Consider the following 26,966-nt stretch of genomic DNA (forward strand, 5'->3'; position numbering starts at 1 on the left):
CAGGATATGGGCATGACGAGCGCCGTCGAACAGCTTTTTGCCGTCAAGGCAAGGATTGCCGCCGCCGAGCGCGAGGCCGGCCGCGACCAAGGCGCGGTCACGCTGGTGGCGGTGTCGAAGACCTTCGAGGCCGCATCGATCAGCCCGGTCATCGAGGCCGGCCAGCGCGTCTTCGGCGAAAACCGCGTGCAGGAAGCGCAAGGCAAATGGCCGGCGCTGAAGCATCTATTTCCCGGCATCGAATTGCATCTGATCGGTCCGCTGCAGTCGAACAAGGCCAGGGAAGCGGTCACGCTGTTCGACGTCATCGAGACCGTGGACCGCGAGAAGATCGCCGCCGAACTCGCCAAGGAGATGGCGAGACAGGGCCGGACACCAAAACTCTACGTTCAGGTCAACACCGGCTCGGAGCCGCAAAAGGCCGGCATCGAGCCGCGCGAGGCGGTCGCCTTCGTCAAGCGCTGCCGCGAGGTCCACGGCCTCGCGGTCGAAGGCCTGATGTGCATTCCGCCAGCCGACGAGAACCCCGGCCCGCATTTCGCGCTGCTGGAGAAGCTCGGCAAGGAGGCTGGGGTCGCAAAGCTGTCGATGGGCATGTCCGGCGACTACGAGACGGCGATCGCCTTCGGCGCGACCAGCGTCAGGGTCGGCTCGGCGATCTTCGGCAGCCGATAACTGGGCGATGAACCTCGCCGCAAAGGCTTGCCAGATGTAGCCAAGCTAGCTAGGACGGTCTTCATGAACTGGCATCTACAGGACGCAAAAAACAATTTTTCGAAAGTGTTTCAGCGGGCGCGAACCGAAGGGCCACAGACCGTGACACTTCGCGGTGAACGGGCTGCAGTTGTCCTGTCCGTGGAGGACTACGATCGCCTTGCCGGAAAGAAGAAATCGCTTGCCGAATATCTTCTGACCGGCCCCGGGTGGGACGATGAGTTTGACGAGGAAATCACCCGTCGCCGGAATACGATGATCCGGGACATCGACCTCTGAATATACCTGCTGGATACGAACGTCGCTTCGGATACGCAGAGGCGCCTGCCGAAGCCGCCTGCGTGGGTGGCTTCGATCGATCCGGCGTCGATCAGCCTTAGCGTCATTACCCTTGGCGAGATCGAGCGAGGGATCGTCAAGCAGCGCAAGGTTGACCCTGAAAGGGCGGCCCGGCTCGATATCTGGCTGCGAGAGTTGCGAAGAGACAATGCAGACTGCATTCTTCCAATCACCGAAGAGATTGCGTTGGCAGGGGCCGCATCACGGCAGGTCGTACGCGAGGTAGCGCAGACACACTGATAGCAGCGACAGCCCTCGTCCATGACCTAATCGTGGTTACGCGCAATGTCTGACTTCGAAGACATCGGCGTTACCGTACTTAATCCCTGGGAACCACCTACTGCCTAGCGGTGGCTGCCCGACGGTTCTCTTGAGCCAGTTGCTCGCCACGCTTGCTCCAAGCTCTTGAAACGGAACGTACCGTTCCTATTTGCTCCAGCGTCATTCCCCATCTCCCTGGAGCTCCCAACATGCGCTACAATCAACTCGGAAACACCGGCCTGTTCGTCTCCGAACTTTGCCTCGGCACCATGACCTTCGGCGCCGCCGGCGAGAACGCCCAATGGGGCCTGATCGCCAGCCTCGACCAGAAAGGCGTCAACGAGATCGTCGGCCGCTCGATTGCCGCCGGCGTCAACTTCTTCGACACGGCCGATGTCTATTCCTTCGGCGCCTCCGAAAGACTGCTCGGCCAGTCGCTCCGGGATCTCGGCGTCAAGAGGTCGGACGTCATCATCGCCACCAAGGTGCATGGCGTCATGGGCGAGGGCCCGAACCAGCGCGGCTCCTCGCGCGGCCACATCATGGATTCGGTCGAGGCCAGCCTCGAACGGCTGCAGCTCGATCACATCGACCTCTACCAGCTGCACGGCACCGACACGGTGAGCCCGATCGACGAGACGCTGCGGGCGCTCGACGATCTAGTGTCCAGCGGCAAGGTGCGTTACGTCGGCGTCTCGAACTGGCAGGCCTGGCGCATCGCCAAGGCGCTGGGCATTGCCGAGCGCAAGGGCCTTGCCCGCTTCGAGACCGTGCAGTCCTACTATTCGATCGCCGGCCGCGACCTCGAACGCGAGATCGTGCCGCTGCTCAACGAGGAGAAGCTCGGCCTGATGGTCTGGTCACCGATGGCCGGCGGGCTGCTCTCCGGCAAATACGGTCCGGGCGCGCCTGGCAATGGCGAAGGCCGACGCGCCTCCTTCAACTTCCCGCCGGTCAACGAGGATCGCGCCTGGGCAGCCGTCGCTGTCATGCGCGAGATCGCCAGGAAGCACGATGTCAGCGTTGCCACCGTGGCGCTCGGCTACGTGCTGGCAAAACCCTTCGTGATGAGCGTCATCATCGGCGCCAGCCGCATGGACCAGCTCGAGCAGAACCTCGCCGCCACCGCGCTGAAGCTCGACGCCGAGGATATCGCCAGGCTGGACGAGGTCAGCACACTGCCCTCCGAATATCCTGGCTGGATGCTGGAGCGGCAGGGCGCTGGCCGGCGCCCGGCGCCGTTCGTGCCGAAGGCCTAGTTCGTCCGCTTCGTCTGAGCAGCCGCGCGTCCCTCGGGCGCGCGGCATTTTTCGTGCCCCGTTCAGAGCCGCGCCGTTTCGACCAGAAAATCGAGAAAGGCACGCACCCTGGCCGGCAGGTGCTTGCCCTGGCCGACATAGACGGCGTGGGTCATTTCCTCGTCGCCGGGATTGAAATCCTCGAGCAGCGGCACCAGCCGGCCGGCGGCGATGTCGGGCTCGACATGCCAGCGCGCCAGCCGGGCGATGCCCGCGCCGGCAAGCGCCATCAGCCGCATCGCCTCGCCGTCGCTGACCTGGGCATTGCCCTTGATTGGGACGACGGTGGCAAGGCCGGCCCTGTCGGCAAACGGCCAGCCGTCGATATGGCGCGCGAAGCGGAAGCCCATGCGGTTGTGGCGGTCGAGATCGGCCGGCGTGCGCGGCGTGTCGTGCGCATCGAGGTAGGAGGGTGCTGCGACCACCACCACGCCGCTCTGCCCGAGTTTGCGCGCCACCAGCCGCGATTCGCCGAGCGGCCCGGCGCGGATGGCGACGTCGGCGCGCTCCTCCATCAGGTCGATGACATGGTCGGTCAGCACGACGTCTACCGAGATCTCGGGATAGTGCTCCAGGAAGCGCGGCAGAAGCGGAATCAGCCGGTGCTGGCCGAACGGCACATAGGAGTTGATTCTGAGCAGGCCGCGCGGCGCGGCGCCGGCCGCCGCCTCGCGCTCGGCCGCCGCCATGTCGGCCAGGATGCGCACGCCGCTGTCGTGGAAGGCGACGCCTTCCGGGGTGAGCTGCAGCCTGCGCGTCGAACGGCTGACCAGGCGGGCGCCGAGCCGCGCCTCCAGCCGCGCGATCAGCTTGCTCACCGCCGACGGCGTCATGCGCAGCGTCCGCGCCGCGGCGGAAAAGCTGCCAGCCTCGACGACACGGACAAACACCTCGATCTCGCCGGAGCGGTTTATCTCTGGTCTCGCCATTCATGAATCTATTTCACAATTAATATGCCTCGGGCAAGGCTGGTTCACAGGCGGTAGCAACCCGATCTTCTGGCCGGGACGCGGGAAAATGATGTTCCTGCTCCACCAACGGGACGACCGCCATGCCTCTTGCTCTTTATGCCCTCGCCGCCGGCGCTTTCGGCATCGGTGTCACCGAATTCGTCATCATGGGCCTGCTGCTCGAGGTCAGCGGCGACCTCGGCGTTTCGATCTCGGCCGCCGGCCAGCTGATCTCCGGCTATGCGCTGGGCGTCGTTATCGGCGCGCCGCTGCTCACCATCGCCACCGGCCGCTGGCCGCGCAAGACCGTGCTCCTGGCGCTGATGGCGATCTTCACCCTTGGCAATCTCGCCTGCGCGCTCGCTCCCGATTACTGGACGCTGATGGGCGCCCGCGTGCTCACCGCCTTTGCCCACGGCACCTTCTTCGGCGTCGGCTCGGTCGTGGCGACCGGGCTGGTCGCGCCCAACAGGAAGGCCTCGGCGATCGCGCTGATGTTCACCGGGCTGACCATCGCCAATATCCTCGGCGTCCCGTTCGGCACATGGCTCGGCCAGGCCTTCGGCTGGCGCGCCACCTTCTGGGCGGTGACGCTGGTTGGCATCGCGGCCTTCGCGGTCATCTTGGCCCTGGTGCCGCGCGAGCAGCCAGAGCCCCAGAAGAGCAATCTGCGCGCCGATCTCGCGGTGCTCGGCCGCGCACCCGTCCTGCTCGGCTTCGCCACCACCGTGCTTGGCTATGCCGGCGTCTTTGCCGTCTTCACCTACATCGCTCCGATGCTGACCGAAATCAGCGGCTTTCCGGAAGCGGCGGTGTCGCCGATCCTGCTCGTCTTCGGCGGCGGCCTCATCGCCGGCAACCTGATCGGCGGCAAGGCAGCCGATCGCTGGCTGGTGCCGTCCGTGCTCGGCAGCCTGATTGTGCTGGCGCTGGTGCTTGGCCTGATGACTCTTGGCCTGCGGAGCCAGGTGCTGGCGGTCCTCTTTGCCGGCCTGCTCGGCGCCGCCGCCTTCGCCACCGTGGCGCCGCTGCAGATGTGGGTGCTGAAAAAGGCCGAAGGCGCCGGGCAGAGCCTTGCCTCCTCCTTCAACATCGCCGCCTTCAACCTCGGCAACGCCGCCGGCGCCTGGCTGGGCGGCGTGGTTATCGCGCATGGCCCCGGCCTTGGCGCCGTCACCTGGGTCGCGGCCCTGCTGCCGCTTTCGGCGCTCTGCGTCGCCGCGCTGGCGCTGCGCCTCGATCGCGCCCAGGCGCTCGGCGAGCCGGCGTCCGTCCGCACGTAGTCTGCCCGGCAAAAGCTCAACCACCCTCTCAATCCAAGCAGGAGCAAAAGATGGATTATCGACGTCTTGGCGCATCGGGCCTCAAGGTCCCGGCGCTCTCGTTCGGGGCCGGCACCTTCGGCGGTTCCGGCCCGCTGTTCGGCGCCTGGGGCAACAGCGACGCGCAAGAGGCGCGCCGGCTGCTCGACATCTGCCTCGAGGCCGGCGTCAACCTCTTCGACACCGCCGATGTCTATTCGAACGGCGCTTCGGAAGTGGTGCTGGGCGCGGCGATCAAGGGCCGCCGCGACGCCGTGCTGATCTCGACCAAGACATCGCTGCCAATGGGCGACGGGCCAGCCGATTACGGCTCCTCGCGCTCGCGTCTGATCAAGGCGGTGGAGGACGCGCTCAGGTCTCGGCACCGACTACATCGACCTCTTGCAACTGCACGCCTTCGATGCCGGCACACCGGTCGAAGAGGTACTGTCGACGCTGGACCACCTCGTGCGCGCCGGCAAGCTGCGCTATGTCGGCGTCTCCAATTTCTCCGGTTGGCAGGTGATGAAGTCGCTCGGCCTGGCGGAGAAGCACGGCTACCCGCGCTACGCCGCGCATCAGGTCTACTATTCGCTGCTCGGCCGCGACTATGAATGGGAGCTGATGCCGCTCGGCCTCGACCAGGGCGTCGGCGCGCTGGTGTGGAGCCCGCTCGGCTGGGGCCGGCTGACCGGCAAGATCCGCCGCGGCCGGCCTCTGCCGGAAAGGAGCCGGCTGCACGACACGGCAAGCTTTGGGCCGCCGGTCGATGACGAACACCTGTTCAATGTTGTCGAGGCACTAGACGCCGTTGCTGAGGAAACCGGCAAGACGGTGCCGCAGGTCGCCATCAACTGGCTCCTGCAGCGCCCGACCGTCGCCTCCGTCATCATCGGCGCCCGCAACGAAGAGCAGTTGCGCCAGAACCTTGGCGGCGTCGGTTGGACGCTGACGCCGGAGCAGATCAGGACACTGGACGCGGCAAGCGAAGTCACCGCGCCTTACCCGTACTTCCCCTATCGGCGGCAAGAGGGCTTTGCCCGGTTGAACCCGCCGGCCGTCTGACACCAGTTTACCCGCCGGGCGGCGGCATCGCCGCCGTTCAGCGGGGCAAAAATTTGCCCCCGACCTTTCGCCGAAGAGCTTGCGGCTCCTGGAAGCAAACCTCGATCTACTCAGCTATGTCGGGAACCTTCCACGGTGGCGTTCCCGCGATACGCCCGCCTTTGGCCGCCTTGAAATAGGTCACCGCGAGGTCCTCGTGGCACATGGCGGACAGGTATATTTGAATTGACCCGCCAAGCGGCGTGACCGGATAGCGCTCGCCGCATGCTCGGCCACGAGCCTCATAGCGGCGCTTCTGCGCGGCCGTCATATGGTCGAAGAAACCGGCCTCGCACTTGCTCATGACGATCTCCGTCATAGTGGCATCGCCACTCGACCCCCAGGCGCAGGCATCGTGCAGCTTGTGTGCTTGGATGCAGTCCGGCGCGGCTTCGATATCCTCCGGTTGGATCGGCGCTTCCCCCTTCGGGCACCGCGCCTCTGCCGCGGCGCCGACGCCGCCAAGCGCAAGCCAGATCAAGATCGTCCACCCGATCCGCATATCGACTCCCAGACGGTTTACCCGAACGCGGCTGCCACACTGCGACTACAAGGACCCCGCCGGCGGCACCGCGTCGACCATGACGAATCGATCTGGGTTTTCCCCAATCGCCAAGGCATGCGAGCCGTCGGTCGGAACGGCACCGAGAGACTAATGCACCAGAAACTCTCCATCCACCTTGCGCCACTCGTTCGGCGCGACCAGCGTCTGGTGCGTGTAGGTCACCGAATGCAGCGGCCCGTCGAGCTTGGCCTTCCAGAACTCGATGAAGCGGATCAGCACCGGGAACTTCGGCGCGATGTCGTAGTCCTGCCAGATGTAGCTCTGCAAGAGATGCGGATGGTCGGGAAAATGGTAGAGAATCTTGGCCGTGGTCAGGCCATATCCCCTGAGCATCAGGTCCATTTCGGTATGGTCATGCATTGCAGCCCCCTGCGTCGATCTCCTTTCCTCCCATGTGTGATTCTGCGCTCAGTTGCTTAACTGTCTATTGATTTTTTCTGATCGTGTCGGCCTTTTCCTTCGCCAAAACATGCAGTTAGCAGCGATAGGCCGTGAGTGCTGACAGCGTGCGGCAGTGCCCCTGCGTCATCCCGCCGCGCGAATCCAACGTCTAATGTTGTCGTCACCGCGGAACTGTTAATAATGCGCCCGAATTCGCGGCCGCTTCGCCGCGACACCGCCACCCGGCGGCTTGGTTTGGGGAGGAAACTGAAAATGTCCGAGGTTCATGTCCATCGGGTGCAGCCGGCGTGGAAGAAGAACGCGCTGATCGATAACGACACCTATCTCAAATGGTATGCTGACAGCGTGAAGTCACCGGACAAGTTCTGGGCCAAGCACGGCAAGCGCATCGACTGGTTCAAGCCCTTCAGCAAGGTCAAGAACACCTCCTTCGACGGCAAGGTGTCGATCAAATGGTTCGAGGACGGCGAGACCAACGTGTCGTGGAATTGCATCGACCGGCACCTGAAGAAGCGCGGCGACCAGACCGCCATCATCTGGGAAGGCGACAATCCCTATGACGATCGCAAGGTCACCTATAACGAGCTCTATGCGCACGTCTGCCGCTTCGCCAACGTGCTGAAGAAGCACGGCGTCAAGAAGGGCGACCGCGTCACCATCTACATGCCGATGATCCCGGAAGCGGCCTATGCGATGCTGGCCTGCACGCGGATCGGCGCCATCCACTCGGTCGTCTTCGGCGGCTTCTCGCCGGACGCGCTCGCCGGCCGCATCGACGACTGCAAGTCGACCATCGTCATCACCGCCGATGAGGGCCTGCGTGGCGGCAAACATGTCCCCCTGAAGGAAAATACCGACAAGGCGGTCGAGATCGCCGCCAAGGCCGGCACCAGGGTCGACAAGGTGGTGGTGGTGCGCCGAACCGGCGGCAAGGTCGGCTGGGCACCGGGACGCGACGTCTGGTACCACGAGGAAGCCGCGACCGTTAAGGCCGACTGCAAGCCGGAGAAGATGAAGGCGGAGGATCCGCTGTTCATCCTCTACACCTCCGGCTCGACCGGCAAGCCGAAGGGCGTGCTGCACACCACCGCCGGCTATCTCGTCTACGCCTCGATGACGCACCAATATGTCTTCGATTACCATGACGGCGACATCTACTGGTGCACCGCCGATGTCGGCTGGGTCACCGGCCACAGCTATATCGTCTATGGGCCGCTCGCCAACGGCGCCACGACGCTGATGTTCGAGGGCGTGCCGAACTACCCCTCGCAGTCGCGCTTCTGGGAAGTCATCGACAAGCACAAGGTCAACATCTTCTACACCGCGCCGACGGCGCTGCGCGCCCTGATGGGCGCCGGCGATGCCCATGTGACGAAGACCTCGCGCAAGTCGCTGCGCGTGCTGGGCTCGGTCGGCGAGCCGATCAACCCCGAGGCCTGGGAGTGGTATTTCAACCTCGTCGGCAACGGCAAGGTTCCGATCGTCGATACCTGGTGGCAGACCGAGACCGGCGGCATCCTGATCACGCCGCTGCCCGGCGCCACAAACCTCAAGGCCGGCTCGGCGACGCGCCCCTTCTTCGGCGTCAAGCCGCAACTGGTCGACGGCGACGGCAAGGTGCTGGAAGGCGCGGCCGACGGCAATCTCTGCATCACCGATTCCTGGCCTGGCCAGATGCGCACCGTCTATGGCGATCACGATCGCTTCGTGCAGACCTATTTCTCGACCTACAAGGGCAAATACTTCACCGGTGACGGCTGCCGCCGTGACGACGACGGCTATTACTGGATCACCGGCCGCGTCGATGACGTCCTCAACGTGTCCGGCCACCGCATGGGCACCGCGGAAGTGGAATCGGCGCTGGTCAGCCACGACAAGGTTTCGGAAGCCGCCGTCGTCGGCTACCCGCACGACATCAAGGGCCAGGGCATCTACTGCTATGTCACGCTGATGGCCGGCGAGGCAGCGAGCGACGGGCTGCGTAAGGAGCTTGTCGACCATGTCCGTAAGGAGATCGGCGCCATCGCCACGCCCGACAAGATCCAGTTCGCGCCGGGCCTGCCCAAGACCCGCTCGGGCAAGATCATGCGCCGCATCCTGCGCAAGATCGCCGAGGACGATTTCGGCGCGCTCGGCGACACCTCGACGCTGGCCGACCCGGCCGTCGTCGACGACCTCGTCGCCAACCGGCAAAACAAGAGGAGCTGATGGCCGACGCGGCCGCTCGGGGCACGATTAGCCAGCTCTGGCGCTATCCGGCGAGCTCGCTCGCCGGCGAGCGCCAGCATGCGATCGAGGTCGGAAGCCGCACCGTCGATGGCGATCGGCTGTTCGGCCTCGTCGACGCGACCAGCGGCGAGATCGCCCGGCCCGACCGGGAGGCGAAATGGCACAAGGTGCCGCTGATCCGCACCCGGCTGTCGAACGCACGGGAACTGGAAGTTGCCGTTCCCGGCGGCGGCTGGCTGGCGGCGCCCGGGGCCGAAAGCGACCGCGCCATCTCCGCCTTTCTCGGTTTCGCGGCTTCGATCCGGCCATTCCGCCAGGACGATGCCGCGCCGGATTATGCCGGCCCGCTGACCGCGGAACGCTACGTCAAGACGCCGATCCATCTTTTGACCACCGCCTCGCTCGCACGGCTCAAGACGCTGCATCCGGAAGGGGCGGCCGACCCGCGCCGCTTCCGTCCCAACATCGTCATCGACATGGCCCCGGTCGAAGGCTCGTTTCCCGAAACCGAATGGGTCGGCCGCAAGCTCGCTATCGGCGACCTGCTGCTCACCGTCTCGGAGCCGTGCCGCCGCTGCGGCTTCACCATCATCGCCCAGGACGGCTTCGACGCCGATCCCGGCATCCTGCGCAACCTGGTGCGCCACAACGCCCACAATCTCGGCGTCTACTGCACCGTCGACCGGCCGGCGCGGATCGAGGTCGGCGCGACGATGCGCTTCGTCTAGCAATACACCAACGCCTTTTTCGCCTGCCCCTTGTCTTTCGCTGCAACGCACCCCATCATGAGGGTGTGTTCAACAGATCGAAAGGAGGTGATCCGATGTCGAGTGATTTCGTTTTCCAGAACGTGGCCTCAGCGGATTGCACTTTCGGGAAGCAGTCTTCCCGTTAAGGCGCGAGAAGCGCGGCAGGTGATGCGATGGCATCACCGCCAGAGACCGCGTCATGGACGGAAACACGGAAGGCCGCCGGCTTCGTGAAGAAGCGGCGGCCTTTTCCGTTTGGCGGGCTGCGCACGCGCTCGCCGCAACGTCTCAGCGGTTGATCGTGAGCTTCTCGATGTTCTCGGTGATCTTGCCGAACGCGTCGGACAGTTCCGGACCGTTGGCCGCCTCGTAATAGTGCTTGAGCGACGATGTATCGGCCGTGGCGCAATCCTTGAGCAGGGTCTTTGCCTGGTCACGCTCCGTCGCCGTCATCGACGGATCGTTGAGATCGAAGCCGATGGTGAAGATCTCGATGCCGTCGCGCTTCATGTTGGCGCAGATGCTTTCGGCGTTGCCGCGCGACATCTGGCCTTGGTCCTGTGATTTGGGCGCGCCGCGCGCTCCGGCAAAGGCAGTGTTGAACTGGCCGTCGGTCATCAGGATGGCGATCTTGGCCACCTTTCTGGTGTCGAAATTGGCGGGGCCGGCGCCGAGGCCGGCGTCCGCGATCGCCGAGCGCCAGGCCGGCGAGAGCATGTAGTAACCCCACTGCGCGGCGATCCCGCCGGCCGTGACGCCCGCGGCGCTGAAATGGTCAATGGCGGTGAGCAGCTTGCCTTCATCGGCGGTCAATGGAACGAGGGCGGCCGAGGGACACACTTTCATGCGGTAGTCGCGGTTGACCTTGGCCTGATATGTCCTGCCCTTGTTGTCGAGGCGCAGCGTGTAGGGCCCGTCGGACGAATAGTCGGCATAGCCGTCCCTGTCCTTGCGCTCGGTCGCGCATTTGTCGGGCGCCGAAGTCGCCGACGCCGATACAGGCGCGTCGATCGGCGGCGGGACCTTCGGGCCAGTCGCCGTCTCGACGAACAGGGTGCCGGCCAGGCCGCCTGTGTTGACGGCCTCGGCATAGGGGACGATCGATACCCGCACGCGCGGATTGCCGGGGTCGCGGTTCTGGCCGAGCAGATCCTTGACCGCGTCCGAGGCGGCAGCCTGCAGGTCGCCGATCTTGTTGGTCTTGGCGCGCTTGTCGGGGGCCATCGACCCGGTGACGTCGAGCATCATCGCCACCTCGATTGTCTTGTCGGAATAGAGCGCGGTGGTGGAGACGGCAATGCGCTTGGTGTCGCCCATGCTGAACAGCGGGAAGTAGAAGGCGACATCGACATACGCGTCCGCCCGGACGGTCTTTGCGGCCTTGTCTACCGTCAATTTGTCGAGGACGACCTGGCCGGCTTGCAGGATGCCGGCCGCGCTGTTGGCGTCGAGAAAAGCCTGCACCGACTTGCTCGCGTCGGCCTCCTTGATGACGCCGGTGCTCAGGTCCCGCGCCGTCGAGGTGACGGCTGCGTCGACCACGCCCTGCAGGCTGGATTGGGCATTGTAGATCTGGGTGATGTTGACGCCGAAGCCGACACCGAGCGCCAGCACCGAGGCGGCGGCGCCGAACAGGATGGCGAAGTTTCCGCCGCGATCCCTGGCAAAGCCGCCTGCCCCCTGAACAAGACCCGCAAAACGCCGCATCTTCCGCCTCCATTCGCCATTGGCCTCGAAGCCGACTGACGGATGCGGTGCAGGATTCCGGCCGGGTTGCGGCACCCTGCCGGATGAATCCGGCGCTTTCTGGTCAAGTCCTTGTTTTTGCTTGAATTCCGAGCAAGTCAGGGTGAACGGCCGGTAAACAAAAGGCCGTGGCAGCCGCGGAGTTTAGGAAGTGCTTACCATGCTCCGTCTTCGCGCGACCGAGCCGCCAACCGCGATCCCAGTCCGGCACAGGCGCGCTGTGCCGAAGCGGATCATGATCCGGCTCTGTGTCTTGCGGGAATCCGGCAGCGGCAGGGCCTATGCCAGCATCTGCGCGCTGACCGTCCTGTCGACGTTGTGATGGGGCGGGCTGAACAGATTGCGCTCCTGCTCATAGGTCCAGACCTTGAACAGCTTGAGCTGATGCTGGCCGAAGCTGTGCAGCAGCGGCACGTCGGTTGCGTCGCGGCCGCGCGCGATGACAACGCGGCCGATCCTGGGAATATTGTGGCGGGGATCGAAAGTGTACCATTTGCCGTCGAGGAAGACTTCGAGCCAGGCCGAGAAGTCCATCGGCGCCGGATCGACGGGAACGCCGATGTCGCCGAGATACCCGTTCACATATCGGGCGGGCATGTTCATGGCGCGGCACAGCGCGATCGCCAGATGCGCGAAGTCGCGGCAGACGCCGACGCGCTCCTCATGCGCCTGCGCCGCCGTGCGGGTGGCGCGCGCATAGCCGTAGCCGAAGGACAGCCGACTGTGGACGTAATCGACGATCGCCTGCGCCCGCGCCCAGCCCGGCGGCAGGTTGCCGAACCGCTGCCAGGCGAGATCGCTGAGATGGTCTGTTTCGCAATAGCGGCTGCCAAGCAGGTAGACGAGCACGTCATCGGGGAGCTCCGCCACCGGCGTTTCCCTGGCGAGCGTGTTGACCTCGTCCGGCTCGCCGCTGTCCTCGATGACCGCGTCATAGAGGATGCGAAAGCCGCCGGCAGGCGCGGTGAAGCGGCGGCAGCTGTTGCCGTGGCGGTCGTGGTAGACCCTGGTCGGCACGGAAGGCGAGGTGAGCACGCGCGTCTGCCGCTTGATGTCGGCCTGACGATCCCTGTGAATCTCGAGCAGCGAGATGATCGGCGTCGATCCGGCGCATTCAATGGCGATTTCGTAGCCGAGCCGGATCAGCATCACGATTGCCCCCTGCGGTCATTCTGGAAGACAGTCTTTTCAACGCGGCAGGCCTGCCATGGTTCCCCTTGGAACACTTTCAGCAACAGTGCGTAGTGGTCTTCCGTACGGAATTGCGCAAACAGAATTGGAGCGGTTTGCACCGCTCCGGCATGTCAAAAGGCGGCCTTGCGCCTTTCCACGGCCCGGCCATGCGGCTACGATCGATCGTAGCTTAGTCCCTCCCGAATACGACCTCCAGGATTTTAGATGTTTGCAGGCAGAAAATTCGCGGCCTTCCTGTTCGATATGGACGGCACGGTGATCAATTCCATTGCCGCGGCCGAAAGGGTGTGGACTGACTGGGCTCAGCGCCAGGGCCTCGACGTCGCGACCTTCCTGCCGACGATTCATGGCAAGCGGGCTGTCGAGACCATCGCCGCGCTGATGCTTCCCGGCGTCGATCCGGTGCTTGAGGCCGACGCGCTGCTGAAGGCTGAAGCGGGTGATCTCGAAGGCATCGTGCCGATCGCCGGCGCGGTGGCGTTTCTCAAGTCGCTGCCGCCGGAGCGCTGGGCGATCGCCACCTCGGCACCGCACGAACTGGCGCTGCTGCGCATGAAGGCGGCCGGCATTCCTGTTCCCGCCGTGATCGTCGCGGCCGAGGACGTCACCCGCGGCAAGCCGGCGCCCGATTGCTTCCAGCTCGCAGCCAGGCGTCTCGGCGTCGACGCACGCGACTGCCTGGTCTTCGAGGACGCTCCGGCCGGCATCGCGGCGGCGGAAGCGTCCGGCGCTTCCCTGATGGTGATCAGCGCCACGCACACGCATCCGATCGCGACGCTGCACGCATCGATCGCCTCTTACGACGAGCTCGGCATCGCTTTTGACGACCACGGCTGGATCGTGATCGAGCCGCAACGCGACGCCGCGTAGGGTGCGTTGAGATTCATGTCAGGCCGGGTCGAAAATGGTGGGTTCCGCGTACCGGAGCGGAGCGTACTTGAAGTATGTGAGCACCGGAAGCGCAGGAAACCGCCGCTTGCAGGCCGGCATCACCTGAATATCAGCGCGCCCGTCAAAAATCGCTGGTGAGACCCTTCACCTCCCAGTCGCCGTAGCGTCCGGGTTCCTTGCCGCCGCGGCCGCCGATTTCCTTGGGCAGCGCGGCTTCCCTTTCGCGATATTCCAGGCGCCTCGCTTCAGCCTCCGCCAGCGCGCGGCTGGCCGCCGGCGTCGGGGTTTTTTGCGGCGCGTCGCTCGCCGGCGCGGCATCGGCTTTGCTGGTCTGGTCGGTCATGCGATAGTCCCGGCGCATTGAAACAGGGGCAGGTGTCTCCCATCATATAGCCATGAACTCGCAAGGATCGACCCCTTTCGCCACCACGGACGGATCTAGACGATGAACACCCTTCGCACAGCAATGCTTCTTGCCGCGATGACGGCGCTGTTCATGGGCGTCGGCTTCCTGATCGGCGGCTCCGGCGGCATGGTGATCGCGCTGCTGATCGCCGCCGGCATGAATCTGTTCAGCTACTGGAACGCCGACAAGATGGTGCTGTCGATGAATCGCGCCGTCGAGGTCGATGCGAAGAACGCACCTGAGTTCTACGCCATCGTCCAGGCGTTGGCCAAGCAGGCCGGCCTGCCGATGCCGAAGACCTATCTGATCGACAATCCGCAGCCCAACGCGTTCGCCACCGGCCGCAATCCCGAGAATGCCGCAGTGGCCGCCTCCACCGGGCTGCTGGAACAGCTCTCGCATGAGGAAGTGGCGGCGGTGATGGCGCACGAACTCGCCCACATCCAGCACCGCGACACGCTGACCATGACCATCGTCGCGACGCTGGCCGGTGCCATCTCGATGCTCGGCAACTTCGCTTTCTTCTTCGGCGGCAACCGCGACAACAACAACCCGTTCGGCTTCGTCGGCGTGCTGGTGGCGATGCTGGTCGCGCCCTTCGCCGCGATGATCGTGCAGATGGCGGTGAGCCGTACCCGCGAATACGAGGCCGATCGGCGCGGCGCCGAAATCTGCGGAAATCCGCTCTGGCTGGCATCTGCCCTTGACAAGATCGCCCGCGGCGCCGAACGCATCCGCAACCCGGATGCCGAACGCAATCCGGCGACGGCGCACCTCTTCATCATCAATCCCCTGCACGGCGAGCGCATGGACAGTCTGTTCTCCACCCATCCCAACACCGACAACCGCATCGCCGCCCTGCAGGAGATGGCGCGCGAGATGGGCGGCCGCGCAGCGCAGGCGCCACGCCAGGCGCCGACATCCGATCCGGCGGACGACGAGCAGACGCCAGGTCCATGGGACCAGGCCGCGCGGCCAGAGCAGCCGGCGCAACCCGCCAAGCCTAGGCCCAATCCATGGGGCCGCAACCCGACCGGGCCCAAGGGTCCGTGGTCGTGAGCGGCGCCAAACGCCGGCAGCGCACCCCAGGCGATCGTGACGACAGGACCGAGGCAGTCGCGGGCCTCGCCGCGCGCAAGGCGGCGGCGCGGCTGCTTGCCGCTGTCATCGACGCGCGCACGCCGCTCGACGGTCTGACCGACCACGACAACGGCCACCCGCAATACCGGGCGCTCGACATGCGCGACCGGGCGCTGGTGCGCGCCATACTGGTCACCGCGCTGCGCCACCGCATGACGATCGCCGGACTTCTTTCCCGCCGGCTGGAAAAGCCGCTGCCGCAGAACGCCACCGCGCTGTCGCACATTTTGCATGTGGCGGCGGCGCAGATCCTGTTCCTCGACATTCCCGACAGCGCCGCCGTCGACCTTGCCGTCACCCACGCCAAGTCCGATCCGCGCACGCTGCGCTTTTCCGGCCTCGTCAACGGCGTGCTGCGCACGCTGGCGCGGGCCAAGGACGCCGAACTCGCCCCCGCGCTGATCGCCACCGAGGAAGCGCCGGCATGGTTTTCCGGCCGGCTGAGGGCGGCCTACGGCGTGGACAAAGCGAAAGAAATCCTTGCCGCCCATCGCCACGAGGCGCCGGTCGATTTTTCGGTCAAGTCCGATCCGGCGCTCTGGACCGAGCGGCTCGGCGGCATCGTCCTGCCGACCGGCACGATACGGGTGGAAAGGCTCAGTGCCTCCGTACCCGAACTTCCCGGCTTCGCCGAGGGGGCGTGGTGGGTACAGGACGCCGCCGCCGCCCTGCCGGCCCGCCTGTTCGGCGACATCAAGGGTCTGCGCGTCGCCGACCTCTGCGCCGCCCCCGGCGGCAAGACGGCGCAGCTCATCCTTGCCGGCGCGCGCGTCACCGCCGTCGACACCTCGAAGAACCGGCTGACGCGGCTGGCGCAAAATCTCGAGCGCCTCGGCCTGACCGCTGAGCTCGTGCAGACGGACCTGCTCGACTACCGGCCGGCTGAGCTGTTCGATGCCGTTCTTCTCGACGCGCCCTGCTCCTCGACCGGCACGGTGCGGCGGCATCCCGACGTGCCGTGGACCAAGACGATGGCCGATGTCGAAAAGCTCGCCGCGCTGCAGCGCAAGCTGCTCGCCCGTGCCGTCGGCCTGACCAGGCCCGGCGGGCGCATCGTCTTTTCCAACTGCTCGCTCGACCCGCTCGAAGGCGAGGAGCTTTACCGCGCCTTCCTCGCCGAGACAGCCGATGTCGTCGACGATCCGGTCCGCCGCGGCGAGATCGCCGGCATCGATCCGTTCCTGACGGCCGAGGGCACGTTGCGCACCACGCCGGCCGATCTGCCGCACGAATCGCCCGGACTGTCCGGCCTCGATGGCTTCTTCGCCGCCCGCATGCGCCGCGCCGGTTAACGCATCTCGCCAAAGCGCGCATCGCCTGAATCCGTTTCGACACGACGCGCTTTGGCGCTTGTTTTCGTAAAACTTGCCGACTTTTTTAGGGAGGATCGCGTCCCGATTGGGTTCACTCGGTCACCCGCGCGAAATCCGCCTTCGCATAAGTTCTTGAATCATATAAGCTTGTGCCTGGGTCGGGACGATCAGGAGGGGTTTTGGCAATCGCTGCCGGCAGCACGACGCGGCTATGGACGCTTGTTGCGAAGGAGTTCTGGCGTAAGACCCGCCGGCGTTTGCGCGCCGGCCCGGTCTATCGCTGGCGCTATTCCGGCCGCACGCCCGAACGCGTCCTGATCGCCCCGCCGGATCTCAGACTCGCAGACCCGCAGATCGCGCTCGAAATCTACTATGGCCGCTATCCGCTGTCGGGACATCTGGTCGAGACCGGCGGCAAATCGCCCTTCCAGATCGACGTGCCCAATCGCGGTTGGCAAAAGACGCTGCACGGCTTTCGCTGGCTGCGCCATATGCGTGCCGCCGGCACCGAGCTTGCCGCCGCCAATGCCCGCGCGCTGGTTTCCGACTGGATCGCCATCCATGGCAACCAGATTTCCGGCATCGCCTGGGAGCCCGGCACCACCGCCAAGCGCGTGATCGCCTGGCTGCAGCATTCCTCCGTCGTGCTCCAGGGGGCCGAATTTCCTTTCTACCGTGCCTTTCTCAAATCGCTTGCCGTGCAGATCCGTTATCTCCGCTCGATGGCGCGAGCGATGCCCGACGGCAAGGACAGGTTGCGCGCCCGTATCGCGCTCGCCTTCGCCGCTCTGTCGCTGCCAGCACCGGCATCGGCATTGCGCGGTGCCACCCGCAATCTCGCCGAGGAGCTTGACCGCCAGATCCTTCCCGACGGCGGCCACATCTCGCGCAACCCGATGACGGTTCTGGAGCTGCTCGCTGACCTGCTGCCGCTGCGCCAGACCTATGCCAACCAGGCCGAGACGCCGCCTACGGCTTTGATGGGCGCCATCGACCGCATGCTGCCGGCGCTGCGCTTCTTCCGCCATCAGGACGGCAGCCTCGCCCGCTTCAACGGCATGGGGGCGACCATCCACGACCGCATCGCCACCATCCTGCGCCATGACGACACCGTCGGCGCGCCGCTGCTGCACGCGCCGCATTCCGGCTATGAGCGCCTGTCGATGGGCGGCGTCACCGTCATCGCCGACACCGGCCTGCCGCCGCCCGTTGACGTGTCCAACGCCGCGCACGCCGGCTGCCTCGCCTTCGAGATGTCCTCCGGCCGCCAGCACTACATCGTCAATGCCGGCATCGACACCTATGGCGCCGCCGAGTTCCGGCCGCTGGCCCGCGCCACCGCCGCGCATTCGACCGCCACCGTCAACGACACGTCCTCGGCGCGTTTCAGCCATTCGCTGCGCGTCAATGACCTGCTCGGCTCGCCCTTGATCGGCGGTCCGCAGCATGTGCCCTGCAAGCGGACTGACCTGAAGGGCAGCCAGGGCTTCCTTGCCCGCCATGACGGCTATGTCCAGCGCTTCGGGTTCCTGCACGAGCGCGAAATGAAACTGTCGAGCAACGGCAATGTGCTGACGGGCCGGGACCGCTTCCAGCGCCCCGGCGGGGCCGCGATCCGCAACAATGGCCGCGACTTCGTCGCCGTGCGCTTCCACGTCCACCCCGACATCAACCTGCTGCAGGACGAGCATGACCGCCTGGTGCTCGCCGCTGACCAGGGCGATACCTGGGTGTTCACATGCGCTGGCATCGTGCCCGAGGTGGAGGAGTCGATCTATTTCGCCGGGCTCGGTGGGCCGCGCCGCAGCCGGCAGATCGTGCTTGCCTTCAAGGCCTCGGAGATATCGGAGGTCCACTGGCAGCTGACCAGGACGACCATCGCCGGCTATCCGGAAAACAACTGACGGCGCGCAACAGCGTGTGATGCCAGCCGCACGGCGCTTGATTTCCTGATCTCATGTGCTACGGCGCGGGCTTCTTCCAATCCAGCCTTGAAAGGCCGCCAGCCCATGGCCGTCGCCGCCAAGAACATTCCCGCGCCCGACCTCGTTCCCGTGCGCCGCGCGCTGCTGTCCGTCTTCGACAAGACCGGCCTGATCGACTTCGCCAAGGCGCTCGCCGCCGCCGGTGTCGAGCTGGTTTCGACCGGCGGCACGGCCAAGGCGATCGCCGACGCCGGCATGGCGGTGCGTGACGTCTCCGAACTGACCGGCTTTCCCGAGATCATGGACGGCCGCGTCAAGACGCTGCATCCCTCGGTGCATGGCGCGCTGCTCGGCGTGCGCGACGACCCTGAGCATTCGAAGGCGATGCGCGACCATCATATCGAGCCGATCGACCTCGTCGTTTCCAACCTCTATCCGTTCGAGGAGGTGCGCCGTTCCGGCGCCGGCTACGCCTCGATCGTCGAGAACATCGACATCGGCGGACCGGCGATGATCCGCGCCTCGGCCAAGAACCACGCCTATGTCGCCATCGTTACCGATCCCGAAGACTATGCGGCGGTGCTCAACGCGCTGGAGATGAATATCGGCTCGCTGTCGCTGGATTTCCGCAAGAAGCTGGCGGCCAAGGCCTTCGCCCGCACCGCCAGCTACGACGCCGCGATTTCCGGCTGGTTCGCCGAAGCGCTGGAGATCGAGCATCCGACCTGGCGCGCCTTCGGCGGCAGGCTTGATCAGGTGATGCGCTATGGCGAGAACCCGCACCAGGGCGCCGGCTTGTACCTCAATGGCGACAAGCGGCCGGGGGTCGCCACAGCGCGTCAGTTGCAGGGCAAGCAGCTCTCCTACAACAACATCAACGACACCGACGCCGCCTTCGAGCTGGTCGGCGAGTTCGATCCTGCCGCCACAGCCGCCGTCGCCATCATCAAGCACGCCAACCCCTGCGGTGTCGCCGAAGCGACCTCGCTGAAGGTGGCCTACGCCAAGGCGCTCGCCTGCGACCCGGTCTCGGCCTTCGGCGGCATCGTCGCCATGAACCGCATCCTCGACGCCGAAGCGGCGGAGGAGATCGTCAAGACCTTCACCGAGGTCATCATCGCGCCCGACGCGTCCGAGCACGCGGCAGCGATTGTCGCCGCCAAGAAGAACCTGCGCCTTTTGGTCACCGGCGGCCTGCCCGATCCGCGCGCCGCCGGTACCACGGTGAAATCGGTCTCCGGCGGACTGCTCGTCCAGGGCCGCGACAATGCGGTGGTCGACGATCTCGAACTGAAGGTGGTGACCAAGCGCGCGCCGACGCCGGCCGAGATGGCCGACCTGAAGTTCGCCTTCCGTGTCGCCAAGCACGTCAAGTCGAACGCGATCGTCTATGTCAGGGACGGCGCCACGGTCGGCATCGGCGCCGGCCAGATGAGCCGTGTCGATTCCTCGCGCATTGCCGCCCGCAAGGCACTTGATGCGGCGGAAGCCGCGGGCCTGTCGCAGCCGTTGACCAAGGGTTCGGTGGTCGCTTCGGACGCGTTCTTCCCTTTCGCCGACGGCCTGCTGTCGGCGATCGAAGCCGGCGCCACCGCCGTCATCCAGCCGGGCGGCTCGATGCGCGACGACGAAGTGATCGCCGCCGCCGACGCGCACGGCATCGCCATGGTGTTCACCGGCGTCAGGCATTTCCGGCATTAGTTTTCGGCAGAGAGACGTTTGAGAATTCGCTCCGCTGAGTCGGATGGCGTGGTTTTCGAGAACCGAAGCGGAGCGGACATTCGAGTCCGTGAGCACCGGAAGCGCAGAAAGCCGCGTCAGGCGGCCAGCGGAGTAGAATTATCGAATGTCTCTCACTCCACCGGCTGATCCGCCGGATACGGCGTCCTGATCAGGATCGCTATGCCGATGCCGAGGAACAGGATAATGACCGCCATGCCGAGCCGGGCCGAGTCGGTGGCCCAGCTGATCGTCGCCAGCAGGAACGGCGCCAGGAAGCTAGTCGCCCGGCCCGACAAGGCGTAGATGCCGAAATAGCGGCCGGATTCGGCGGCCGTGACGCTGCGCGCCATGTAGGAGCGCGACGATGCCTGCACCGGGCCGAAGGCAAGCCCGATCAACAACCCGTAGAGGATGTAGGCCTTCTCGGCCGCAGTGCCGAACAGGCCGCCGGAATCGACGGTGGAAAGCTGGATCAGGCCGAGCAGCGTGAAACCCGGGCCCGTCGAGACGATGCCGGCGGTGGCCACTGTCAGCATCACCAGCGCGATCATCACCACCGCCTTGGAACCGAGCGCGGTGTCGAGGCGGGCGGCGATCCAGCAGCCGAAAATGGCGACGACATTGAGGATGATGCCGAAGATGCCGATCTCGGTGATCGACCAGCCGAACATCGCCGCCGCGAACACGCCGCCCTGCGTCAGCAGCGCATTGACGCCGTCCTGATAGATCATGCGGGCGACGAGGAAGCGGAAGATGCCGACGCGCTTGCGCGCCTCGGCCAGGGTCGACCTCAGCTCGGACAAACCCTGGCGCACGGCCGGTCCGATCGGGATGCCTTTGGCGGCATCGGGGGTGAAGAAGAACATCGGCAGGATGAACAGGAAATACCAGCCGGCCGACATCGGCCCCGTGGCGCGGGCATCCTCGCCAAGCTTCGGATCAAGCCCGAGGATCGGGTCGAGGCCGATGATCGTCTTGCCGGTTTCGGGATTGCCGGCCATGAACAGGATGACGAAGATAAGCGCGATCATGCCGCCGAGATAGCCCAGCCCCCAGGCGATATTGGAGACGCGGCCGATCTCGCTCTTCGGCACCAGGCGCGGCATCATCGAATCATTGAAAACAGTGGAGAACTCCGCCGCCACCGAGGCCAGCGAGAACAGCAGCACGATCAGGAAGACGTTCGAGCCGGGGGCGGCAAGCCACAGCAGCGTCAGGCTGGTGATCTTGATCGTCGCGAAGAAGGCGATCCACGGCTTGCGCGGCCCGGTCTGGTCGGCGATCGAGCCCAGTATCGGCGACAGCACGGCGATGACCAGTCCGGCGGCGGCGATGCCCCAGGCCCAGGCGGCCTGGCCCATCACCGGATCGCTGACCATGCGCGAGGCGAAGTAAGGCCCGAAGATGAAGGTGGTGACGACGGTGAAGAACGGCTGCGCCGCCCAGTCGAAGAACATCCAGCCCCAGATGCCGCGCCCCGACGCCCGCTGCACTGTCTCTATTGCCGCCATGCTGATTCCCTCGGCCCGCCCCGCGTCGGGCGCCATGTCTGCATGTTTTTCATGACGGTGCAAATGCGGCCGGCTTCCTGCCCGCGACGGCTGTCGCGCAGCCGAAGAAGAAGCGCTTGAACTCGACCTCGAGCCCCTCGGCCCTCAACATTTCCGCCACGGCGGAAGCGTCGCCGAAATTGGTCGAGGAGGTGCCGATCATCGAGAAATCCTGCGCGCCGTTGAGCAAGGTCCTTTCGACAAGCGGCAACACGACCTTCAGGTGGAACAGATAAAGCGGCCTCAACCACCCTGCTCAGCCTACATCCCCGTCAGATCGCTCATCAGCCCGGATGCCACCGACAGCCTCGACACAGTGATGTCGCCGCCCTCGGTCAGCGCCTGCAGCCGCTCGCGGATGCGCGCGACGCGTTCGCCGCCGGCCTCCAGCCAGGCCGTCACCGGGTCGGCCGCCTTGGCATGGGCGGTCAGCGCCGCAACCGCGATGCCGCGCCGGGCGGCGCCGATCGTGTCGGCCGCGCGTGAAAGCGCCAGCTGGTCGTAATAGTCCGGCGGCGAGATCGCGCGCGTCGCTTCCTCGATGCGCGGAATGCGGAAGGCGTCGCTGACGGCGAAGAAGGCCTTCGCCGCGGCGACGATATCGGCATTGGCGGTGCGCGCCGTCAGCGCGATATCCGGGATCAGTTCCCCGACATCGGCGAGCGCCAGCTGTCCGGCAAGCCTCTCCGGTGCCCCGGCCTTGAACAACCCATGCCGCCGCTCCTCGATCCGCTCGCGCGAATATGCCGGCAACAGCGAGGCGAGCTTCGGCTCCAACGCCTTGCGTGCCTCCTGCAGCTCGGCGATGCGCTGGCCGAGCGGCGCGGTGCCGGCGTCGTTCTTCAGGTACCAGCCGCTGGTCATGAAGATGAGCCGGCTAACTGCCTGATAGAGATCGAGCTGCACCTGGCCGTCGATCTGGTTGTCGAGCGCGTCGATCTCGCGATAGAGCGCCGGCAGCGCGAAGCCGTCGCGCACCACGGCAAAGGTGCGCACCACGTCGGCGGCGGTGCGTCCGGTGGCCTCCTGCAGCCGGTTGAGGAAGGACGGACCGCCGCGATTGACGAGGTCGTTGGCGACCACGCGAGCGATGATCTCGCGGCGCAGCCGGTGGCCGTCGATCTCGGCGGCGTATTTCTTCGCCATCCGGTCCGGGAAATAGCCAAGCAGATCGCGCTCGAAATGCGGATCGTCAGGCACGTCGCTGGCGACGATGTCGGAGAACAGCACGATCTTGGCATAGGCGAGCAGCACGCCGAGTTCGGCCCGGGTCAACGGCTCGCCACGCGCCTCGCGCTCGGCAAGGGCCGCCGGGGACGGCAGCGTCTCGACCGCACGGTTGAGCAGACCGCGCGCCTCCAGCGCCGTCATGAAGCGGCTCTGATGCGCGATGTCGGCCAGCCCACGCTTGCGGGCGATCGAGAGCGCCAGCGTCTGCTGGTAGTTGTTGGACAGCACCAGCTCGCCGACCTCGCCGGTCATCTCCGAGAGCAATTTGTTGCGCGCCGGCCGGGCTAGCTGGCCTTTGCGCATGGCCGATGCCAGCGCGATCTTGATGTTGACCTCGACGTCGGAGCAGTTGACGCCGGCGGAATTGTCGATGGCGTCGGAATTACAGCGGCCGCCGGCAAGCCCGAATTCGATGCGTGCCCGCTGCGTGACGCCGAGATTGGCGCCCTCGCCGATGACTTTGGCGCGCACGTCGAGCGCGGTGACGCGGATGGCGTCGTTGGCGCGGTCGCCGACATCGGCGTTGGTTTCGGTCGAAGCCCTGAGATAGGTGCCGATGCCGCCGAACCACAGCAGGTCAACAGGCGCCTTGAGGATGGCATTCATGATCTCGACTGGCGTCGCGGTGGTCTTGCCAAGCCCGATCGCGGCGGCGGGCGCCGGTGGCAGCGTGATCGACTTCTGATTGCGCGAGACGATGACGCCGCCTTCCGACAGTTTCGACTTGTCGTAGTCCTGCCAGGACGAGCGTGGCAGCGCGAACATGCGCTCCCGCTCGGCCATCGACGCCGCCATATCCGGATCGGGATCGATGAAGATATCGCGATGGTCGAAGGCGGCGATCAGCCGCGTCTGCGGCGACAACAGCATCCCATTGCCGAACACGTCGCCCGACATGTCGCCGACGCCGACGACGGTGAAGGGCGAGGTCTGGATGTCGCGGTTCATCTCGCGGAAGTGCCGCTTGACCGCTTCCCAGGCGCCTTTGGCGGTGATGCCCATCTTCTTGTGGTCGTAGCCGGCCGAGCCGCCGCTGGCGAAGGCATCGTCCAGCCAGAAGCCGTGCTTCTCGGAGATCGCGTTGGCGGTGTCGGAGAAGGTCGCCGTGCCCTTGTCGGCGGCGACGACGAAATAGGGATCGTCAGGATCGCGCCGGACTACGCCGGCCGGCGGGATGACGCCGTCTATGCCGATATTGTCAGTGATCGACAAAAGGCTGGAGACATAGTTTTTGTAGGCCGAGGTGCCGGCCTCGAAGATGGCGTCGCGGCTGCCGCCGACGGGCAGACGCTTCGGATAGAAACCGCCCTTGGCGCCGACCGGCACGATAACGGCGTTCTTGACCTGTTGCGCCTTGACCAGGCCCAGCACCTCGGTGCGGTAGTCCTGGGCGCGGTCCGACCAGCGCAGGCCACCACGTGCGACCGGGCCGAAGCGCAGATGCACGCCCTCGACCTCGGAACCATAGACGAAGATCTCGCGCCACGGCCGCGGCGCCGGCAAGCCGTCGACCGCCTGCGAATCGAGCTTGATCGCCAGCGACTGCCCTCGCTCCTTCGTTCCGGCAACGAAATGATTGGTGCGCAGCGAAGCTTCGATTAGATTGAGGTAGCGGCGGATGATGGTGTCGTCATCGATATTGGGTACCTCCTCCAGCGCATCCTTGATCTTGGCCTTGAGATGCTTGGCCGCCACCACGCCTTCCGTTTCGGCCGCCGGCCCGAGGCGGGCGACGAACAGCGCATGCAGGCCGCGCGCGATGTCGGGATAGCGGTTGAGCGCGGCTGCGATGAAATCCTGGCTCTGCGGAATGCCGGCCTGCTGCAGGTAGCGCCCATAGGCGCGCAGGATGGTGATCTCGCCCGACCACAGGCCGGCCGTCTGGGCAAGGCCATTGTAGCCGTCATTGTCGACGTCGCCGCGCCAGACCGACAGGAACGCATCCTCGAACAGCCCGCCGCCGCCGGAAAGGTCGATCGGCTTACCGTAGCTGTTCTCCAGCTCCATGTCGTGGATGAAGACCATGCTGGACGGGTCCTCGCCGACCTCGAATGTGCGCTCGCTGATGACGCGGAAGCCGATGTTCTCCAGAACCGGCACCCGCCGCGACAGCGCCACCGGGCTGCCGTGGTGATAGATCTTCAGCGCCGCCTGATTCGGCTTCTGGTCGGCGTGGCGGTTGTAGTCGATGGCTATCGGATTGGCCGCGCTGATTTTGGCGATGCGCCCGGCATCGGCCAGTGCCACCGCCGGAGAGAAGCTGTCGCGGTAGCTTTCGGAGAAGCGCGCTGCGATTGCCGTCAGCGCTCTCTCCGTGCCGGTTTCGGCCGCGGTCTCGCGCAGCGCATCGTCCCAGGTGCGCACGATGTCGCGGATCGCCGCCTCGATCGTTGCCTGCTCGACCTTCGGCGTCTTGCCGCCGGAGCGGCCGATGATGAAGTGGACGCGCGCCAGCCCGCCCTCGGGGAAGGCCGGATAGTAGGCCGACAGCCGGCCCGCGAAGACGGTCTTGAGGTAGGTGCCGATCTTCTCGCGCGCGACGCTGTCGTAGCGGTCGCGCGGCACGAAGACGAGGATCGAGACGAAACGGTCGAACTGGTCGACGCGCACCAGTGCCCTGACGCGCGGCCGCTCGATCAGGCCGAGGATCGCCTCGGCATGCTTCCTCAAGATCGGCACCGGGACCTGGAACAGCTCGTCGCGCGGGTAGCTTTCCAGCACGTTGATCAGCGCCTTGCCGGAATGGTCGTTCGGATTGAAGCCGGACTTGGCGATGACGGTCTCGGCCTTGGAACGCAGATAGGGGATCTTCATCACCGAGCGCGTGTAGGCGGTCGAGGTGAACAGGCCGACGATGCGCAATTCGCCGGAAAGCGTGCCCTTGGCGGTGTAGGTCTTGACGCCGATGTAGTCGAGATAGATGCGCCGGTGCACCGCAGACTTGGCGTTGGCCTTGGTGACGATCAGTGGCTCCGGCCCATGCAGGAAGGCGCGGATTTCGGGCGTCGTCGTCACCGCTTCGGTGCCACGCCTCAGCACCAGAACATCCGGGTCGGAGAGGATGCCGAGCCCTGGCTTGTCGGCGCGCTCCAGCGTGCCGCTCTTTTCGCCGCCGGTGTATTTGAACTCGCGCATGCCGAGGAAGGTGAAATTGTCGTCGCGCAGCCATTCGAGGAAGGCAATCGCCTCGGTGACATGCGCCTTGTCGAGCGGCACCGGCGCGTAGCGGAATTCCGAGATCGCCTGATCGAGGCGGGCAAGCATCGGTTTCCAGTCGGTGACGGCGGCGCGCACCTGGACCAGCAGCTTCTTCAAATGCCCGGCCAGCGCGTCGGCCAGTTCGGCGGAAAGGCGCCCGATGTGGACATGCACGACGCTCAGCCGGTCGTGGCTGCCGTCGCCCTTGGCGTATCCGCCATCGCCGAGGATCTCCTCCACGCCGCCCTTGCCGTGCCTGACGGCGACGACGGGATGGGTGACCAGCAACGGCTCGCCGGCGGTCTCGGTGATCTCACCGAGGATGGAATCGAACAGGAACGGCATGTTGTCGTTGACGACGGTGATCACCGTCACCGGCCGGCCCTGGCGCGCCACGCCGGACTCGGTGTCGATGGCGACGATCGAGTCGCCCTTCTTGTGCCTGGCGATGGCGCGGCCGGCGAGGTCGGCGGCGCGCTCGAGGTCGGCGACCTCATAGGCAGCGACGTCTTCCGCCGGCGCGCGAGCCAGAAGGTAGTCGGCAAGCCGGCCTGGTCTCTCGCCGCCCTTCGCCGCGCCTCCCTTTGCTGGAACCGTCTTTTTCGGCTGGCTTGCGGTTTTGAGGCTGGCCATGATGCGAAGTCCCTCCCGTCACATGCTTTTGCGATTATGGTAGCAGATGACCGCCATTTGGCGACAAAGGTTTGACGGCTTGCAAAGATTCTTCGGGATTTTGATC

General features: G+C 65.7%; 20 protein-coding genes and 2 pseudogenes. 13 read left to right on the forward strand and 9 right to left on the reverse strand.

What is annotated here, in order from left to right:
• Positions 1-12: 12 nt before the first annotated feature.
• From EN745_RS04240 to EN745_RS04255, 4 genes and pseudogenes are all read left to right on the forward strand, one after another.
• Positions 13-675 carry a YggS family pyridoxal phosphate-dependent enzyme gene (locus EN745_RS04240; protein ID WP_126057595.1) on the forward strand — a complete coding sequence of 221 codons (663 nt, stop codon included), beginning with the start codon at positions 13-15 and terminating at the stop codon, positions 673-675.
• A 63-nt stretch (positions 676-738) separates the two neighbouring features.
• Entirely contained in the window at positions 739-993 is a 255-nt protein-coding gene (locus EN745_RS04245; protein ID WP_126057594.1) for a type II toxin-antitoxin system Phd/YefM family antitoxin, read from the forward strand.
• Positions 994-1,401: pseudogene (locus EN745_RS04250) on the forward strand (type II toxin-antitoxin system VapC family toxin).
• 122 nt (positions 1,402-1,523) lie between these two features.
• A complete protein-coding gene (locus EN745_RS04255; RefSeq protein WP_127420607.1) occupies positions 1,524-2,573 on the forward strand; it encodes an aldo/keto reductase in 1,050 nt (349 codons plus the stop codon).
• Positions 2,574-2,635: 62 nt separating this feature from the next.
• On the opposite strand, the gene EN745_RS04260 is transcribed toward EN745_RS04255, so the two are convergent.
• Positions 2,636-3,541, reverse strand: coding sequence for a LysR family transcriptional regulator (locus EN745_RS04260; RefSeq protein ID WP_127420608.1), 906 nt, complete (start codon positions 3,539-3,541; stop codon positions 2,636-2,638).
• Positions 3,542-3,663: 122 nt separating this feature from the next.
• Here EN745_RS04260 and EN745_RS04265 point away from each other — a divergent pair, with 122 nt between their 5' ends.
• Both EN745_RS04265 and EN745_RS04270 read left to right on the forward strand, forming a co-directional pair.
• Positions 3,664-4,845, forward strand: coding sequence for an MFS transporter (locus EN745_RS04265; RefSeq protein WP_127420609.1), 1,182 nt, complete (start codon positions 3,664-3,666; stop codon positions 4,843-4,845).
• A gap of 50 nt (positions 4,846-4,895) precedes the next feature.
• Positions 4,896-5,928, forward strand: a pseudogene (locus tag EN745_RS04270) (aldo/keto reductase).
• Positions 5,929-6,034: 106 nt separating this feature from the next.
• Here EN745_RS04270 and EN745_RS04275 read toward each other — a convergent pair.
• Positions 6,035-6,448 carry a hypothetical protein gene (locus EN745_RS04275; protein WP_126057589.1) on the reverse strand — a complete coding sequence of 138 codons (414 nt, stop codon included), beginning with the start codon at positions 6,446-6,448 and terminating at the stop codon, positions 6,035-6,037.
• A gap of 171 nt (positions 6,449-6,619) precedes the next feature.
• Complete coding sequence (locus tag EN745_RS04280; protein ID WP_126057588.1) at positions 6,620-6,892, reverse strand: aspartate-semialdehyde dehydrogenase; 273 nt, start codon at positions 6,890-6,892, stop codon at positions 6,620-6,622.
• Between the two features lie 294 nt (positions 6,893-7,186).
• Between EN745_RS04280 and acs the strand changes: the two genes are divergently transcribed.
• Both acs and EN745_RS04290 read left to right on the forward strand, forming a co-directional pair.
• The gene (acs, locus tag EN745_RS04285; RefSeq protein ID WP_127405333.1) at positions 7,187-9,142 is read left to right on the forward strand and encodes an acetate--CoA ligase; all 1,956 of its coding nucleotides are present in this window, start codon (positions 7,187-7,189) and stop codon (positions 9,140-9,142) included.
• Positions 9,142-9,891 (forward strand): MOSC domain-containing protein, encoded by a 750-nt coding sequence (locus EN745_RS04290; protein ID WP_127420610.1) that lies wholly within the window; start codon positions 9,142-9,144, stop codon positions 9,889-9,891. Before acs ends, EN745_RS04290 begins: the two co-directional genes overlap by 1 nt.
• Positions 9,892-10,200: 309 nt before the next feature.
• Here the strand turns inward: EN745_RS04290 and EN745_RS04295 are convergent, their stop codons facing one another.
• A complete protein-coding gene (locus tag EN745_RS04295; RefSeq protein ID WP_127420611.1) occupies positions 10,201-11,619 on the reverse strand; it encodes a pilus assembly protein in 1,419 nt (472 codons plus the stop codon).
• 318 nt (positions 11,620-11,937) lie between these two features.
• Positions 11,938-12,807 (reverse strand): transglutaminase family protein, encoded by an 870-nt coding sequence (locus EN745_RS04300; RefSeq protein ID WP_126059301.1) that lies wholly within the window; start codon positions 12,805-12,807, stop codon positions 11,938-11,940.
• Between the two features lie 249 nt (positions 12,808-13,056).
• On the opposite strand from EN745_RS04300, the gene EN745_RS04305 reads away from it, so the two are divergent.
• Positions 13,057-13,722, forward strand: coding sequence for an HAD-IA family hydrolase (locus EN745_RS04305; protein WP_126057585.1), 666 nt, complete (start codon positions 13,057-13,059; stop codon positions 13,720-13,722).
• Between the two features lie 142 nt (positions 13,723-13,864).
• Here the strand turns inward: EN745_RS04305 and EN745_RS04310 are convergent, their stop codons facing one another.
• A complete protein-coding gene (locus EN745_RS04310; RefSeq protein WP_126057584.1) occupies positions 13,865-14,086 on the reverse strand; it encodes a DUF1674 domain-containing protein in 222 nt (73 codons plus the stop codon).
• Positions 14,087-14,188: 102 nt separating this feature from the next.
• On the opposite strand from EN745_RS04310, the gene htpX reads away from it, so the two are divergent.
• The 4 genes from htpX to purH all read left to right on the forward strand — a co-directional run bounded on the left by htpX (position 14,189) and on the right by purH (position 20,228).
• Positions 14,189-15,208, forward strand: coding sequence for a zinc metalloprotease HtpX (gene htpX / locus EN745_RS04315; protein WP_126057583.1), 1,020 nt, complete (start codon positions 14,189-14,191; stop codon positions 15,206-15,208).
• Positions 15,199-16,581: an RsmB/NOP family class I SAM-dependent RNA methyltransferase gene (locus EN745_RS04320; RefSeq protein WP_245455754.1), complete on the forward strand. Its 1,383-nt coding sequence runs from the start codon at positions 15,199-15,201 to the stop codon at positions 16,579-16,581. Before htpX ends, EN745_RS04320 begins: the two co-directional genes overlap by 10 nt.
• 200 nt (positions 16,582-16,781) lie before the next feature.
• Positions 16,782-18,506, forward strand: coding sequence for a heparinase II/III family protein (locus tag EN745_RS04325; RefSeq protein ID WP_126057581.1), 1,725 nt, complete (start codon positions 16,782-16,784; stop codon positions 18,504-18,506).
• Positions 18,507-18,611: 105 nt separating this feature from the next.
• On the forward strand, positions 18,612-20,228 hold the full coding sequence (purH, locus tag EN745_RS04330; protein ID WP_126057580.1) for a bifunctional phosphoribosylaminoimidazolecarboxamide formyltransferase/IMP cyclohydrolase: 1,617 nt from the start codon (positions 18,612-18,614) through the stop codon (positions 20,226-20,228).
• 152 nt (positions 20,229-20,380) lie between these two features.
• Here purH and EN745_RS04335 read toward each other — a convergent pair whose 3' ends face one another.
• The 3 genes from EN745_RS04335 to EN745_RS04345 are packed head-to-tail and all read right to left on the reverse strand — an operon-like array spanning position 20,381 to position 26,860.
• The gene (locus EN745_RS04335; RefSeq protein ID WP_127420612.1) at positions 20,381-21,760 is read right to left on the reverse strand and encodes an MFS transporter; all 1,380 of its coding nucleotides are present in this window, start codon (positions 21,758-21,760) and stop codon (positions 20,381-20,383) included.
• Positions 21,761-21,809: 49 nt separating this feature from the next.
• Complete coding sequence (locus EN745_RS04340) at positions 21,810-22,046, reverse strand: hypothetical protein (protein WP_189362951.1); 237 nt, start codon at positions 22,044-22,046, stop codon at positions 21,810-21,812.
• A 14-nt stretch (positions 22,047-22,060) separates the two neighbouring features.
• Complete coding sequence (locus EN745_RS04345; protein WP_127420613.1) at positions 22,061-26,860, reverse strand: NAD-glutamate dehydrogenase; 4,800 nt, start codon at positions 26,858-26,860, stop codon at positions 22,061-22,063.
• Between the last annotated feature and the right edge of the window lie 106 nt (positions 26,861-26,966).

The organism is Mesorhizobium sp. M4A.F.Ca.ET.022.05.2.1 (genome assembly GCF_003998845.1).
GTDB lineage: Bacteria > Pseudomonadota > Alphaproteobacteria > Rhizobiales > Rhizobiaceae > Mesorhizobium.

What these genes read in the sequence shown, in the direction of transcription:
- EN745_RS04280 (WP_126057588.1), bottom strand. Translation starts at nt 6,892, where the DNA reads ATGCATGACCATACCGAAATGGACCTGATGCTCAGGGGATATGGCCTG.
- EN745_RS04335 (WP_127420612.1), bottom strand. Translation starts at nt 21,760, where the DNA reads ATGGCGGCAATAGAGACAGTGCAGCGGGCGTCGGGGCGCGGCATCTGG.
- EN745_RS04240 (WP_126057595.1), top strand. Translation starts at nt 13, where the DNA reads ATGACGAGCGCCGTCGAACAGCTTTTTGCCGTCAAGGCAAGGATTGCC.
- EN745_RS04310 (WP_126057584.1), bottom strand. Translation starts at nt 14,086, where the DNA reads ATGACCGACCAGACCAGCAAAGCCGATGCCGCGCCGGCGAGCGACGCG.
- htpX (WP_126057583.1), top strand. Translation starts at nt 14,189, where the DNA reads ATGAACACCCTTCGCACAGCAATGCTTCTTGCCGCGATGACGGCGCTG.
- EN745_RS04305 (WP_126057585.1), top strand. Translation starts at nt 13,057, where the DNA reads ATGTTTGCAGGCAGAAAATTCGCGGCCTTCCTGTTCGATATGGACGGC.
- EN745_RS04260 (WP_127420608.1), bottom strand. Translation starts at nt 3,541, where the DNA reads ATGGCGAGACCAGAGATAAACCGCTCCGGCGAGATCGAGGTGTTTGTC.
- EN745_RS04345 (WP_127420613.1), bottom strand. Translation starts at nt 26,860, where the DNA reads ATGGCCAGCCTCAAAACCGCAAGCCAGCCGAAAAAGACGGTTCCAGCA.
- EN745_RS04255 (WP_127420607.1), top strand. Translation starts at nt 1,524, where the DNA reads ATGCGCTACAATCAACTCGGAAACACCGGCCTGTTCGTCTCCGAACTT.
- EN745_RS04245 (WP_126057594.1), top strand. Translation starts at nt 739, where the DNA reads ATGAACTGGCATCTACAGGACGCAAAAAACAATTTTTCGAAAGTGTTT.
- EN745_RS04265 (WP_127420609.1), top strand. Translation starts at nt 3,664, where the DNA reads ATGCCTCTTGCTCTTTATGCCCTCGCCGCCGGCGCTTTCGGCATCGGT.
- purH (WP_126057580.1), top strand. Translation starts at nt 18,612, where the DNA reads ATGGCCGTCGCCGCCAAGAACATTCCCGCGCCCGACCTCGTTCCCGTG.
- acs (WP_127405333.1), top strand. Translation starts at nt 7,187, where the DNA reads ATGTCCGAGGTTCATGTCCATCGGGTGCAGCCGGCGTGGAAGAAGAAC.
- EN745_RS04295 (WP_127420611.1), bottom strand. Translation starts at nt 11,619, where the DNA reads ATGCGGCGTTTTGCGGGTCTTGTTCAGGGGGCAGGCGGCTTTGCCAGG.
- EN745_RS04290 (WP_127420610.1), top strand. Translation starts at nt 9,142, where the DNA reads ATGGCCGACGCGGCCGCTCGGGGCACGATTAGCCAGCTCTGGCGCTAT.
- EN745_RS04300 (WP_126059301.1), bottom strand. Translation starts at nt 12,807, where the DNA reads ATGCTGATCCGGCTCGGCTACGAAATCGCCATTGAATGCGCCGGATCG.